9 protein-coding genes are annotated in these 14,328 nt (G+C 70.4%); 2 read left to right on the top strand and 7 right to left on the bottom strand.

Features of this window, described 5'->3' with window-relative positions; translation table 11 throughout:
• Positions 1–5: 5 nt before the first annotated feature.
• The 4 genes from ACQB60_RS25595 to ACQB60_RS25580 form a co-directional block, all read right to left on the bottom strand.
• Positions 6–1,535, bottom strand: a complete 1,530-nt coding sequence (locus ACQB60_RS25595) for a helix-turn-helix domain-containing protein (RefSeq protein WP_496928461.1) — start codon at positions 1,533–1,535, stop codon at positions 6–8.
• Positions 1,536–1,660: 125 nt separating this feature from the next.
• Complete coding sequence (locus ACQB60_RS25590) at positions 1,661–3,544, bottom strand: amidohydrolase (RefSeq protein ID WP_496928460.1); 1,884 nt, start codon at positions 3,542–3,544, stop codon at positions 1,661–1,663.
• A 97-nt stretch (positions 3,545–3,641) separates the two neighbouring features.
• On the bottom strand, positions 3,642–4,640 hold the full coding sequence (locus tag ACQB60_RS25585) for a LacI family DNA-binding transcriptional regulator (protein WP_496928459.1): 999 nt from the start codon (positions 4,638–4,640) through the stop codon (positions 3,642–3,644).
• Between the two features lie 9 nt (positions 4,641–4,649).
• Positions 4,650–5,087 carry a hypothetical protein gene (locus ACQB60_RS25580; RefSeq protein WP_496928458.1) on the bottom strand — a complete coding sequence of 146 codons (438 nt, stop codon included), beginning with the start codon at positions 5,085–5,087 and terminating at the stop codon, positions 4,650–4,652.
• Between the two features lie 257 nt (positions 5,088–5,344).
• Here ACQB60_RS25580 and acnA point away from each other — a divergent pair, with 257 nt between their 5' ends.
• Positions 5,345–8,059 (top strand): aconitate hydratase AcnA, encoded by a 2,715-nt coding sequence (gene acnA / locus ACQB60_RS25575; protein ID WP_496928457.1) that lies wholly within the window; start codon positions 5,345–5,347, stop codon positions 8,057–8,059.
• 82 nt (positions 8,060–8,141) lie between these two features.
• On the opposite strand, the gene ACQB60_RS25570 is transcribed toward acnA, so the two are convergent.
• Complete coding sequence (locus tag ACQB60_RS25570) at positions 8,142–8,912, bottom strand: hypothetical protein (protein WP_496928456.1); 771 nt, start codon at positions 8,910–8,912, stop codon at positions 8,142–8,144.
• A gap of 128 nt (positions 8,913–9,040) precedes the next feature.
• Positions 9,041–9,430: a VOC family protein gene (locus ACQB60_RS25565; RefSeq protein WP_496928455.1), complete on the bottom strand. Its 390-nt coding sequence runs from the start codon at positions 9,428–9,430 to the stop codon at positions 9,041–9,043.
• A 102-nt stretch (positions 9,431–9,532) separates the two neighbouring features.
• On the opposite strand from ACQB60_RS25565, the gene ACQB60_RS25560 reads away from it, so the two are divergent.
• Positions 9,533–10,195, top strand: a complete 663-nt coding sequence (locus ACQB60_RS25560; protein WP_496928454.1) for a response regulator — start codon at positions 9,533–9,535, stop codon at positions 10,193–10,195.
• A gap of 81 nt (positions 10,196–10,276) precedes the next feature.
• Here the strand turns inward: ACQB60_RS25560 and ACQB60_RS25555 are convergent, their stop codons facing one another.
• The gene (locus ACQB60_RS25555; protein WP_496928453.1) at positions 10,277–14,134 is read right to left on the bottom strand and encodes a GH92 family glycosyl hydrolase; all 3,858 of its coding nucleotides are present in this window, start codon (positions 14,132–14,134) and stop codon (positions 10,277–10,279) included.
• Positions 14,135–14,328 lie beyond the last annotated feature (194 nt).

Here is a 14,328-nt window from a genome sequence, read left to right as displayed (position 1 = left end):
GCGGACTAGATGTCGCGGAACGTCTCGATCTGCGCGCCCACCGAGTTGAGGCGCTCCGCCAGGTCCTCGTAGCCGCGGTTGATCACGTACACGTTGCGCAGCACCGACGTGCCCTCCGCCGCCATCATCGCGAGCAGCACGACCACGGCCGGGCGCAGCGCCGGCGGGCACATCATCTCGGCGGCGCGCCAGCGCGTCGGGCCCTCGACCAGCACCCGGTGCGGGTCGAGGAGCTGGAGGCGCCCGCCGAGCCGGTTGAGGTCCGTGAGGTAGATCGCGCGGTTGTCGTAGACCCAGTCGTGGATGAGGGTCTTGCCCTGCGCCACGGCCGCGATGGCCGCGAAGAAGGGGACGTTGTCGATGTTGAGGCCGGGGAACGGCATCGGGTGGATCTTGTCGATGGGCGCCTCCAGTTTGGAGGGGCGCACCGTGAGGTCCACGAGGCGGGTGCGGCCGTTGTCCGCCGCGTACTCCGCCGAGCGGTCCTGGTCGAGGCCCATCTCCTCCAGGACCGCGAGCTCGATCTCCATGAACTCGATCGGCACCCGGCGGATGGTGAGCTCCGACTCGGTGACCACGGCGGCGGCGAGCAGGCTCATCGCCTCGACCGGGTCCTCGGAGGGGGAGTAGTCGACGTCCACGTCGATGGTCGGCACGCCGTGCACCGTGAGCGTGGTGGTGCCGATGCCCTCGACCTTGACGCCCAGGGCCTCCAGGAAGAAGCAGAGGTCCTGGACCATGTAGTTGGACGAGGCGTTGCGGATGACCGTCGTGCCCTCGGCGCGGGCGGCGGCAAGGAGAGCGTTCTCCGTCACGGTGTCGCCGCGCTCGGTCAGCACGATCGGGCGGTCGGGGGAGACGCCGCGCTCCACCTCCGCGTGGTAGAGCCCCTCGGTGGCCGCGATGTCCAGGCCGAAGCGGCGCAGCGCGATCATGTGTGGCTCGATCGTGCGGGTGCCGAGGTCGCAGCCGCCCGCGTACGGCAGCTTGAAGCGGTCCATGCGGTGCAGCAGCGGGCCCAGGAACATGATGATCGAGCGGGTGCGGATGGCCGCCTCCGCGTCGATGGCGTCCATGTCGAGCTTCGCGGGCGGCACGATCTCCAGGTCCACCCCGTCGTTGATCCAACGGGTGCGTACACCAATGGAGTTGAGGACTTCGAGGAGCCGGTAGACCTCTTCGATGCGGGCGACGCGGCGCAGTACCGTGCGGCCCTTGTTGAGGAGGGATGCGCAGAGCAGCGCCACGCACGCGTTCTTGCTCGTCTTGACGTCGATGGAGCCGGAGAGACGGCGGCCGCCGACGACGCGCAGGTGCATGGGACCCGCGTACCCGAGCGAGACGATTTCACTGTCGAGAGCCTCGCCGATCCTGGCGATCATCTCAAGGCTGATGTTCTGGTTGCCGCGCTCGATGCGGTTGACGGCACTCTGGCTGGTGCTGAGTGCCTCGGCGAGCTGCGTCTGCGTCCAGCCCCGGTGCTGCCGGGCGTCGCGGATGAGCTTGCCGATGCGTACGAGGTAGTCGTCTGCCATGTGACGAAGGCTATCTCAGATATGAGATGAGTCGCGCGGCGGGGTGGGCCGAACGGGAAGGATCCCTTCCGGGCCTGCCCGGACCGGGAGTTCGGCCCCGGAGCCAGGCCCGGACACCGGGACCGTCAGCCGCAGCCGCACCCACGGTGCCTGCCGCCGTGCACGGACGCGAAGGCCGTGGGCCGGGGCCCCGCCGACGCCCGCGCGAGCCGGGCCGCAGCCGAGCGGCCCGACGCCGTGGAGGCGTCGTGCACCACTGTGCCCCCGACGAGCGTCAGGCGCACCTCGGTGCTGCTGATATCGGCCACCGGACACCGCGTCACATCGCGGTCCAGCAGCACCAGATCGGCCGACTTGCCCCGCTCGACGGTCCCGGTGAGATGCTCCATGCGGAGTTGACGCGCGGTGCCGAGGGTGTGCATGCGCAGCGACGTCGTCCGGCTCAGCCCCTCCTTCTCGCGGTACAGATCGCCGCCCTCGCCGTCCGTGCCCGTGCGGTCGACGGCGGTGCGGACCTGGTTCCACACCTGCAAGGGGTCGACGGGCCAGTCCGAGCCGCCGGACAGCGGCGCCCCGTGCCGCTGGAGGCTGCGCGCCGGGTAGAGCAGGCGGTGGCGGGCGGCGCCGATGTAGGGGAGCAGGGAGTCCATGGTCCAGGTGTTGCGGGTGGCCCACTGGAGCTGCATGCAGGCGATGGCGCCGAGTTGGGCGAAACGGGGGAAGTCGTCGGGGTGCACCAGCTGGAGGTGGGCGGCGGTGTTGCGCAGATCGCGGCGCCCGGTGGCGCGCAGGGCGTACGCGTAGCCGTCGAGCGCGGTGCGCACGGCGCGGTCGCCGAGGGCGTGCGCGTGCATCTGCCAGCCCGCCGCGTTGAAGGCCGCGCTGAGCCTGCCGTAGTCGGCGGCGGAGACATAGAGCTCGCCGCGGTTGTCGGTCGGCCTGCCGTCCTTGTCGAGGTACGGCTCCAGGAGGGCGGCCGTCTGCGCCGGGTACTCGATGACGCCGTCGAGGAAGACCTTGACGGTGCCGAAGCGCAGGCCCGGCACGTCGTCGAAGTCGGCGCGCAGGCCGCGGGCGTAGGCGAGGGCGGCGGCCGGGTCCTTGGTCTTGTCGGTGTCGATGCGCAGCGCGGGCACGAAGCGCTGGAGGAGCTGCCCGGTCTCGGCGAGGGACCGGTAGACCGTCAACTCGTCGTGTCCGACGACGGCTTCCATGAAGGTGGTGATCCCGGACGCGGCGGCCTGGGCGAGGATCTTCGCGGCGGCCGCGTGCAGCTCCTTGGGGCTCGGCTCGGGAATGTGCTTCGTGACGACGGGCTGGGCGTCGTCCTTGAGCACGCCCGTGGGCTTGCCGTCCTTGCCCTTGACGATCTTCCCGCCGACCGGGTCGGGGGTGTCCGCGGTGATCTTGGCGATGTCGAGGGCACGCCGGTTGACCCAGATGTTGTGGCCGTCGCCGCCGCGCAGCGCGACGGGGCGGCGGGTCGGCAGGGAGTCGAGCATGTCGTGGTGCGGGGCGGTGCCGTGCGGAAGCAGCCCGACGGGATTCCAGTCCTCCACCACCAGCCAGCCGTCGGGCTCCTGGTCGGCGGAGTCCTTGAGGAACCCGGTGAGGGTCTTCTGCAGGTCCGCCACGGTCTGTTCGGCGCCCCCGAGGGAGGGTCGCAGCGAGCGGCTCGCGGCGTCCGTGGGGTGGGCGTGCCCGTCGTGGATCCCGCTCATCACGGTGGCGCCCTTCGCGTCCACGACCTCGGTGTCCCGCCCGGCGAACCGGCGCACCTCCGCGCCGCCGACGCCGAGGATCCGCCCGTCCCTGCCGACGGCGACGGCCTCGGCTAGGGGCGCCCCGCGGACCCCGGTGAACACCCGGGCGTTGTGGACGACGAGCGCGGCGGACCGCCGCCCGTGCGGGGCGGAGGCGACGGCGGGGGCGCCCGCGACGGCGGCGAGCCCGGTGGCGCCCGCAGCGGCGATGACGCCGCGCCGGGACAGGGGGGAGAGCGAACTCATGGGCACTCCAAGGGGGTTGGCTGTTGCCAGGGACCCTGGGTGAGTAACGGCTTAACCAGAAGCCGTCCCGGACGACGGAATCCGCAGCCCCCAACCGCTACCGCCGCGAGGAAGCGCGCACCTTCAGGCCCGCGGGCACCGTGACCGGCCCCGCCGGCACCCCGGCCGCCCCCTCGGCCAGCGCGACGAGGAGCGCCACCGCCTCGCGCGCCGAGCGCTCCGGGGCGAGGGTCACCGTGGTGACCGGCGGGTCGGTGCGCTCGTACGCGGGATCCTCGCTCGCGCACACCAGGAGCAGCTCGTCGGGGACGCGCAGGCCGTGGCGGCGGGCGGCGGCGAGGAGTTGGTGGCCGCCCGGGTCGTACACGGCGTACACCGCGTCCGCCCCGGCGTCGAGCAGCCCGTCGAAGGCGTGGCCCGCGGCGTCGTCCCGGTCGAAGTCGACGACGAGCGCGGGCGCCCCCTGCTCGGCGCACCACTGCTCGTACGCGGCCCGGATCGCCCGGGCGTAGTGCTCGCCCCCGCTGCCCGACTGGAGCACGATGCGCCGCGCGCCCGCCGCGCGCAGGTGGCCGAGGACCTCGCGGGCGGTCGCCGCGTGGTCGTTGTCGACCCAGTGGTCGCCGGGGCGTGCGTCGACGGGGGCGCCGTCGAAGACGAGGGGGACGCCGCGGGCGCGCAGGGCCCGCACCATCGGGTCGCCCGGCGGGCTGTCGATGACGAGCATCCCGTCGACGGCGAGGGTGTGCCAGGCGGCGTCCGCGACGCGGTCGGCGGGCAGCGTGGTGAGGGCGTAGCCGTGCGTGTGGGCGGCCGCGGTGGCGGCGGTGACGACGCGCGAGAAGTAGGCGATCTCCGTGTAGTTCCAGGGCCCGGGGAAGGTGGTGACCGCGACGCCGAGGGTGCGGGTGGGGGCGGTGCGGGGGGCGCCGTAGCCGAGCGCGGTGGCGAGTTCGCGGACCCGCCGCCGGGTGGCCTCGCCCAGCCGTCCCGTGCCGTTCAGGGCGTGCGAGACGGTCGCGGTCGACACCTCGGCGGCGCGCGCGACATCGGCGAGGGTCACGGGCGGCACGGCTGCGCGCTTCTGTGGCGGCACGGCTGCACGCTACCGCGCGCGCAGATGCCCGAACCGCTCCTCGACGACTCCCTCCTCGTCCTGGACGCCGCCCGCCCTGATGTGCCCCGTGCCCCACGGGACGGGGCAGGGCGAGGCGTGCCCGGGATCGGGGCAGGCGACGCGGGTGAGCCGGTCGCGCAGCTCCTCCATCTCCGCGTGCGTGACGACGACGCCCACGCGGATCTCGTAGTTCTCCCGCTCGCCCGGGTCCTCGCCGGGGTGCTCCACGCGCCACTGCTCGGGCAGCTCGTCGTAGAACTCGGCGATCGACATCCCGCCGCCGCTCCGCTCGCTTCCCTGCCCGGCGACCTTCAGCCCGTACGGCCGTCCCCGCTCCTCCAGGACGCGGGTGCAGCCCTCGACGAGTCCGCGCAGTGCCTCCGGGGCGGCGAAGACGCCGAGCTGGATTTCATAGAGATCTTCCACAGGGGTACCAACGACGACGGGAACCCTCGCGGTTCCGTGGTTCCGTAGCGGGGACGCCCGGGCACGCCTCGTCGCCCCGCGGCGTGATGTACTAGGGTTATCTCGACATCGAGATATCTGCCGAGGCGCACCGCAGCCACACGCATCCGTCGACCCTGACGGTAAGGCAACCCTAACTAAGCCTTACCTTAGCGGATCGGCGGCGGGGCGTGGCGGCACGATGTGGTGGAACGCGCACATATATGAAGGAGACTGTCGTGTCGGCGAACAGCTTCGACGCCCGCAGCACGCTGCGCGTGGGCGACGAGTCGTACGAGATCTTCAGGCTGGACAAGGTCGAGGGCTCTGCTCGCCTTCCCTACAGCCTCAAGGTTCTGCTGGAGAACCTGCTCCGCACGGAGGACGGCGCGAACATCACCGCCGACCACATCCGTGCCCTCGGCAACTGGGACTCGCAGGCCCAGCCCTCCCAGGAGATCCAGTTCACGCCGGCCCGCGTGATCATGCAGGACTTCACCGGCGTCCCCTGCGTGGTGGACCTCGCCACCATGCGTGAGGCCGTGAAGGAGCTCGGCGGCGACCCGGCGAAGATCAACCCGCTGGCCCCGGCCGAGCTGGTCATCGACCACTCCGTCATCGCCGACAAGTTCGGCACCAAGGACGCGTTCGGCCAGAACGTGGAGCTGGAGTACGGCCGCAACAAGGAGCGCTACCAGTTCCTGCGCTGGGGCCAGACCGCGTTCGACGAGTTCAAGGTCGTCCCGCCCGGCACTGGCATCGTCCACCAGGTCAACATCGAGCACCTGGCCCGCACGGTCATGGTGCGCAATGGCCAGGCGTACCCCGACACCCTCGTCGGCACCGACTCGCACACCACGATGGTCAACGGCCTGGGCGTCCTGGGCTGGGGCGTCGGCGGCATCGAGGCCGAGGCCGCGATGCTGGGCCAGCCGGTCTCGATGCTCATCCCGCGCGTCGTCGGCTTCAAGCTGACCGGTGAGCTCAAGCCGGGCACCACCGCCACGGACCTCGTGCTCACGATCACCGAGATGCTGCGCAAGCACGGCGTCGTCGGCAAGTTCGTCGAGTTCTACGGCGAGGGCGTCGCCGCCACCTCCCTCGCCAACCGCGCCACCATCGGCAACATGTCGCCCGAGTTCGGTTCGACGGCCGCCATCTTCCCGATCGACGGGGAGACGCTGAACTACCTGAAGCTGACCGGCCGCTCCGAGCAGCAGGTCGCGCTCGTCGAGGCGTACGCCAAGGAGCAGGGCCTCTGGCTGGACCCGGCCGCCGAGCCCGACTTCTCCGAGAAGCTGGAGCTGGACCTCTCGACGGTCGTCCCGTCGATCGCCGGTCCGAAGCGTCCGCAGGACCGCATCGTCCTCGCGGGCGCCGCGCAGCAGTTCGCCGTCGACGTGCGCAACTACGTCACCGACGACGAGGAGGCCGGCAAGGAGTCCTTCCCGGCGTCCGACGCCCCGGCGCACACCAACGGCGTCCCGTCGAACCCGGTCACCGTGACCGCCCCCGACGGCTCGACGTACGAGATCGACCACGGTGCGGTGACGGTCGCGGCCATCACCTCCTGCACCAACACCTCGAACCCGTACGTGATGGTCGCCGCCGCGCTCGTCGCGAAGAAGGCCGTCGAGAAGGGCCTGACCCGCAAGCCGTGGGTCAAGACCACCCTCGCGCCCGGCTCGAAGGTCGTCACCGACTACTTCGACAAGGCGGGGCTCACCCCCTACCTCGACAAGGTCGGCTTCAACCTCGTCGGCTACGGCTGCACCACCTGCATCGGCAACTCGGGCCCGCTGCCCGAGGAGGTCTCCAAGGCCGTCAACGACCATGACCTGGCGGTCACTTCGGTCCTCTCCGGCAACCGGAACTTCGAGGGCCGCATCAACCCCGACGTCAAGATGAACTACCTGGCGTCCCCGCCGCTGGTCGTCGCGTACGCCATCGCGGGCTCCATGAAGGTGGACATCACCAAGGACGCGCTCGGCGTCGACCAGGACGGCAAGCCCGTCCACCTGGCCGACATCTGGCCGACCGAGGCCGAGGTCAACGACGTCGTGGCGAACGCCATCGGCGAGGACATGTTCAACAAGTCCTACCAGGACGTCTTCGCGGGCGACGCCCAGTGGCAGGCGCTGTCCATCCCGACCGGCAACACCTTCGAGTGGGACACCGAGTCGACGTACGTCCGCAAGCCCCCGTACTTCGAGGGCATGGAGATGGAGCCGGCCCCGGTCGCCGACATCTCCGGCGCGCGCGTCCTCGCCAAGCTCGGCGACTCGGTCACCACCGACCACATCTCGCCCGCCGGCGCCATCAAGGCCGACACCCCGGCCGGTCAGTACCTGACCGAGCACGGCGTCGAGCGCCGTGACTTCAACAGCTACGGCTCGCGCCGCGGCAACCACGAGGTCATGATCCGCGGCACGTTCGCCAACATCCGCCTGCGCAACCAGCTCGCGCCGGGCACCGAGGGCGGCTACACCCGCGACTTCACGAAGGAGGACGCCCCCGTCTCCTTCATCTACGACGCCTCGCGCAACTACATCGAGCAGGGCACCCCGCTGGTGATCCTGGGCGGCAAGGAGTACGGCTCCGGCTCGTCCCGCGACTGGGCCGCCAAGGGCACCGCGCTGCTCGGCGTCAAGGCCGTCATCACCGAGTCGTACGAGCGCATCCACCGCTCGAACCTCATCGGCATGGGCGTCCTGCCGCTGCAGTTCCCGGAGGGCCAGTCCGCCGACTCCCTCGGCCTGACCGGCGAGGAGACCTTCTCCTTCACCGGCGTCGAGGAGCTCAACAACGGCACCACGCCGCGCACGGTGAAGGTCACCACCGACACCGGTGTCGAGTTCGACGCGGTCGTCCGCATCGACACCCCCGGTGAGGCGGACTACTACCGCAACGGCGGCATCATGCAGTACGTGCTGCGCAGCCTGATCCGCAAGTAAGCGGTCAGGGCGGGCAGTTGAGGGCCGTACCCTCCGGGTCGACCGGGGGGTACGGCCCTTTCGCGCGCGCCACCGCGAGTGATCAGCTCAGCGGGATGCTCTTGACGGCCGACAGGAGCGGGACGAGGACGTAGTCGCCGTTGCCGGAGCCGCAGGACGGGCTCGTCTCCTGGGTGTCGGAGACCTTCGTGCCCGTCGCGTACCGCGTGTCCGGCGCCGGCACGACGCTCGTCATGTGGCTCTTGAGCCGCTCCGAGTAGTACACGCACTGGTGCAGGTTGAGGTAGCGGCCCGCGGTCAGGTCCAGGGGCAGGGAGCCGGAGAGGCCCGGGTTGGGCACGTGGCTGCCGTTGCCCGGGCCGCAAGTGGGCGTGGTCTCCCTGGTGTTGGAGACCTTCGTGCCGGTGGAGTAGCGTCCGTCGCCGCTCGGCGTCACCAGGGTGGTGAAGCGGTCGGTGCTCGCGCTCCGGTAGTAGTCGCACTGCTGGAGGTTGAGGTAGCGGCCCGCGGTGAGGTTCAGCGCCTTGACGCCGTGCAGGAGCGGAACGGGTACGTGATTGCCGTTCCCCGCGCCGCAGGCCGCCGTGGTGTCGGCGGTGGCCGAGTGCTTCGTGCCGGTGGAGTAGCGCCCGTCGCCGCTCGGCGTCACGAAGGTGTTGAAGTGGTCGTCGAGGCTGCTCGCGTAGTACGCGCACTGGTGCAGGTTCAGATAACCGGAGGCGGCTGCCTCGGCCCTCGGGGCCTGCTGGTCCTGGGCCGCCGTGGCCTGTCCCGTCGTGCCGAGGAAGGTGCCCGTGCCGACCGCGAGGGCGAGTAGCGGTCGCCACAGACGCGTGGCCGTCCATCGCATCATTTCGTTGCTCCCGTTCGGGTGCGGGCTGCGCTCTGGAACCGTCCCGCACTGCGTACGAAGAAAGTCCCAGGGGCAACCCGCACCCCGGTATCCCGAAATTCAGGGATGGCGCCTGCGCCGGGCGGCCGCTACGCGGGGAAGCCGCCGTACGGCACCGTGATCAGCTCCATGGCGTGGCCCGCCGGGTCGAGGAAGTACACGCCCCGGCCGCCGTCGTTGTGGTTGATCTCGTCCGGCTGCTTCTGGTGCGGGTCGGCCCAGTGCCGGATACCGCGCGACGTGATCTTCTCGTACGCCGCGTCGAACTCCGCCTCGGAGATCAAGAAGGCGTAGTGCTGCATCGCGATCTTGTCCTCGGGGATCGAGGCGTAGTCCAGGGTGACGCCGCCCGCGAGCACCACGGGGATGAACGGGCCCCACTGGGCGCCCACTTCGAGGCCGAGCAGGTCCCCGAGGAAGTCGGCGGACTCCTGGGCGTCCCGGGCGTGCACGATGGTGTGATTGAGCTGTACTGACATGGTCGAGTGCCTCCACAAGGCAGCTCCCGACACCTCCATGCCTCACCCAGCCGGTGACCGGCACGCGATGTCGCCGGTGATCTTATCGATAGACTGGTGTGCATGGCACGCGAAGTCGTAAAGGTGCTGGTCGTCGACGACGAACCCATGGTCTGCGCGCACTTGAGGACCATCCTCGGATCCGCCGACGACATCGACGTCGTCGACGAGGCGCACGACGGGGCGGCCGCGGTGGAGAGCGTGCTGCGCCACCGCCCGGACCTCGTCCTCATGGACCTCCGGATGCCCGGCGTCGACGGCCTCACGGCGATCGACGGCATCATGGAGCTCGACCGGCCCCCGAAGGTCGTCGTGCTCACCACCTTCGACGCCGACGAGTACGTGCTGCGGGCGCTGCGGGGCGGAGCCGTCGGGTTCCTGGTGAAGTCCACGCCCCCCGAGGACCTGATCGGCCTGGTCCGGGTCGCCGCCGACGGGCACACGGTGCTCTCGCCGGTGGCGATGCGCCGCATCGTGGCCGCGTCCGCCGGTGAGGACGCGGCGCGGGAGCGGGCCGAGCGCCTCATCGGGAAGCTCACGGAACGGGAGTCGGACGTGCTGACGTGCCTGGGCGAGGGGCTCTCGAACGCCCAGATCGCCTCGCGGCTCTTCCTGAGCGAGGCCACCGTCAAGGGCCATGTCTCGCGGATGCTCGTGAAGCTGGAGTGCGCGAACAGGACGCAGGCCGGACTGCTCGCGTACGACGCGGGGCTGGTCGCCCGCTGAAGCGCCACAAGGGTGCCCCGCCGCCCGGAGTGAGCGACGGGGCACCCTTCTATGGCGGGCGAGGTCCGCCAACCAGCCCGCTCAGCCCAGGAGTTCGACCTCGGCGAGCGTCGCGGGCCCGCCGTCGAGCACCAGCCGGTACTTCTTGTGCGCACCCGGGTCGGCGATCGTGAACGCCCGGGTCTGCTGGTCCCAGGTGAAGGACTGGTCCGTGCGCCGGTCCAGGTCCGTCCATTTCTCGCCGTCGTCGGAGCCCTGCAGCACCCAGCCGCTCGGCGCCTTCGCGTGATCCGCCGACGTCAGGGTGTACTGCACGGCGCGCGGGCTCCCCTTCACCGGGAGCTCGGCCGACTGCGAAGTGGCCGTCGTGGCCGAGGAGTTGTCGAACAGCGGCCCCTCGCCCTCGATCGCGTCCGTGCGCGGCGACGGCACCTTGTCGTCCTGGGTGATGGAGACGGGCGCCGCGTCCTTGCCGGTGCCCCACGACGACGGCTCCGGGCCCATCGAGAAGTCCAGGACCCCGCCGCGCGCGATCAGCTCGTGCGGCAGCGACGTCCTGTGCCACGCCTTGCCGTTGACCTTGAGTCCCTGCACGTACACGTTCTTCGCGCTGTTCCTCGGGGCCTTCACGACGAGGTCGCGGCCGTTCTCCAGGTGCACCGTCATCTTGGTGAACTGCGGTGAGCCGATGGCGTATTCACCGCTGCCCATCACCAGCGGATAGAAGCCGAGCGAGGAGAAGAGGTACCAGGCGGACTGCTCGCCATTGTCCTCGTCGCCGTGGTAGCCCTGCCCGATCTCGCTGCCGGTGTAGAGGCGGGCGAGCACCTCGCGGACCTTCTCCTGCGTCTTGTACGGCTTCCCGGCCGCGTCGTACATGTACGCGATGTGGTGGGCGACCTGGTTCGAGTGTCCGTACATGCCCATGCGGACGTCGCGGGCCTCGGTCATCTCGTGGATGACGCCTCCGTAGGAGCCCGCGTACTCGGGGGACGCCGTCTCCGGAGTGGCGAAGAACGTGTCGAGCTTGTCGGCGAGCCCGGACCGGCCGCCGTACAGGTTCGCGAGACCCCGCGAGTCCTGGGGCGCCGTGAAGGCGTACCCCCAGGCGTTCGTCTCCGTGTAGTCGTAGCCCCACACGCGCGGGTCGAACTTCTCCGACGGGACGCGCCATACGCCCTTGCCGTCCTTGCCCTGGAAGAAGCCCGCCTTCGGGTCGAAGAGGTTGACGTAGTCCCGGGCGCGGTTGAGGAAGTACGCGGCCTCCTCCTTGTAGTGCTTCTCGCCCGTCTTCTTGTAGAGGGCCTGCCCCATGCGGGAGATCCCGTAGTCGTTCAAGTAGCCCTCAAGGGCCCAGGAGAGACCCTCTCCGGTGTCGGTGCTCGTATAGCCGAGGAAGGGGGAGGTCGGCATGCCCTTGCGGCCCACGCCCGGGTTCGGCGGCACGACCGTCGCGTTCTTCACGGCCGCCTTGTAGGCCGCCTCCGCGTCGAAGTTGTCGACGCCCTTCACATACGCGTCGGCGAACGCCACGTCCGACGACGTGCCGGTCATCAGGTCCGCGTACCCCGGTGACGACCAGCGGGAGATCCAGCCGCCGTCCTTGTACTGCTGCACGAACCCGTCGACCAGCTCACCCGCCTTCTTCGGAGTCAGCAGCGAGTACGCGGGCCACGTCGTCCGGTACGTGTCCCAGAAACCGTTGTTGACGTACGGCCTGCCCTCGACGATCTTCGCGCCGGTGTGCGTCGGGGTGTCCGGTCCGGGCATCGGTGAGAAGGGGGAGGCGTACTTGTACGTGCCCTTGCCGCCACCGCCACCGCCCCCGCCACTGCCCCCGCTCTCCGAACGGACCTTCTCAAAGCCGGAGTTGGGGTACAGGTACAGCCGGTACAGGGAGGAGTAGAGCGTGGTGAGCTGTCCCTCCGTGGCGCCCTCGACCTCCACCTTCTTCATCAGCCCGTCCCACTGGGCGCGCGCGGCGTCCCGCACGGAGGAGAAGGACCGCGACTCCGGCAGCTCCTGCGCCAGGTTGTCCTTGGCCTGGTCGAGGCCGATGAGCGAGGTCGCGAGCCGCAGCGTGACGGTGCGGTCCTTGCCCGCGTCGAAGGTGAAGTGCCCCTTCACACCGGCGGATTCGGCCTCCTTCACGGGCTTGTCGAAGACCCCGTACACGAAGAGCCGCGTGGCCCCCGTGGAGAGCCCCGACTTCACGTCCGAGTACCCGCTGACGACCCCGTTCTCCTTGTCGAGGGTGAGACCGCCCTGCTCGGAGACGTTGTCGAAGACCACGCTCGCGTCGTCGCCGGGGTAGCTGAAGCGCAGCGCGGCGGCGTGATCGGTGGGCGTCATCTCGGCCCGCACGCCGTTCTCGAAGCGCACGCCGTAGTAGTACGGCCGCGCCGTCTCGTTCCCGTGCTTGAAGGGCAGCGCGCGCCCCTTGCGGGAGGTGTCGACCTTCTCGGCCGCCGAGGGCATCAGCTGGAACGTCTGCCGGTCGCCCATCCACGGGCTCGGCTCATGGCTCGCCGCGAGGGCCTCCATGGTGGGCAGGTTGTCCGCGTTGTTGCCGCGCGCGTAGTCGTAGAGCCAGCTGGTCGAGGCCGCGTTGGTCACCGGCGTCCAGAAGTTGAAGCCGTGCGGGACCGCGGTCGCGGGGAAGGTGTTGCCGCGGGAGAAGCCGCCGCTGGAGTTGGTGCCGCGCCGGGTGTCCGCGTAGTCGCTCAGGTGCGCCTTCGGCTCGGCGGGCGGCGCCTGCCGGATGGTCACGTCGTCGAGCCAGCCCCGGAACTTCGCGGGCCCCTCGGGAGAGTCGTACGCGAGGAGGATCCGGTCGACGGTCTTGCCGGCGGCGACTTGCCCGAGCGCGGCGGAGACGTGGTTCCACTGATTGACGTAGAGGACTTTCGAGTCCCCCTGGCCGCGCGGGGTGAGCGGAAACCCGTGCTGGTCCTGGGCGTTCAGCTCGCTCAGATAGGTGCCATCGGTGAAGGCGAGGTCGACGGCGACGTTCGTGGCGTCGTAGTCACGGTCCCCGTCCGCCATGGACGGGAAGACCCGGTACGAGAGCTCCGTGTCCCGCCGGACGGCGAGGTTGACGTCGAAGACCTTGTTGTACGAGTAGCCGCGCCCGTCCGCCGTGTGCGTGCCCGCGTAGCGCAGGGCGCGCTTGCCGGTGAAGCCGGCGCGGGACTTGGCGGTGGGGGAGCCGCTCGGGCCCCGGTCGACGAGGCTCAGCATGTCCTCGGGTACGGGGGTCTCGCCGCCGCCCACGGAGAGCTGGACGTCGGCGAGTTGGAGGGCGTCGGAGGCGCCGTTGTTGGCGGTGAAGTCGATGCGGAAGTGGCTGTAGGCGGTGTCGTTGGCGAAGTCGTACGACTTGGTCTTGTGCCGGCCGTCGAAGCTGTCGCCGGTCCGCTCGTCGAGTACCTTCCAGTCCTTGCCGTCGGTGGAGCCCTTCAGGGTCCAGTCCTTGGGGTCGCGTTCGGCATGATCGTTGGCCGAAGTCAGCGCGTACGTCACGGCCTTGGCGGGCTCGTCCAGCTCGAACTCGGCCCAGCCGGTGGGCGCGAAGGTCAGCCACTTGGTGCTCGCCTCGCCGTCGACGAGGTTCTCCTTCCCCTCCCCGCCGCCGGTGTTCTCACCGCTGGCCCGCACGTCGGTGACGTGGTCCATCACGCTTCCGGGGATGCCGGAGCTGAACGCCCCGTTGACACCGGCGGCCTTCTTCTTCCCGTCGGGGCCGGTCTCGACGGTGTTCAGCCAGGCGGGCGGCGGGTCCTGCTCCTCGAAGGAGGAGGCGAACTCCCGGTCGGCGCGCGGCGGTCGGTCCGGCTTCGCGGTGGCGGTGGCCTGGGCGGCGACGAGGGTGAGAGCGGTGAGTGCGACGACCATCCCGGTCCTCGCGGAGCGGCGTCTGTAGCGGGCTCGGTGCCCCATACGTGAGTCCCTCCCTGCGGCTTGGACAACGTTGTCACTTGGCTTCGCAAGGTCCAGTAGGGAGTCAAGTGGGCAGAGGTGTCAAGGGTGTTGGGGCGTCATGGGGGCGCGTGCGGCGGGAAGGTATCCTCGCGCGGGCGGACCGGCGGGCAGGCCGGGACGGGGAGCGTGCTGAAGACCGGGGGAGGTGCGCG

Source organism: Streptomyces odontotermitis, from assembly GCF_050510915.1.
GTDB lineage: Bacteria > Actinomycetota > Actinomycetes > Streptomycetales > Streptomycetaceae > Streptomyces.
The sequence above is the reverse complement of the archived record's forward strand: the minus strand, read 5'-3'. Positions and strand labels throughout refer to the sequence as shown.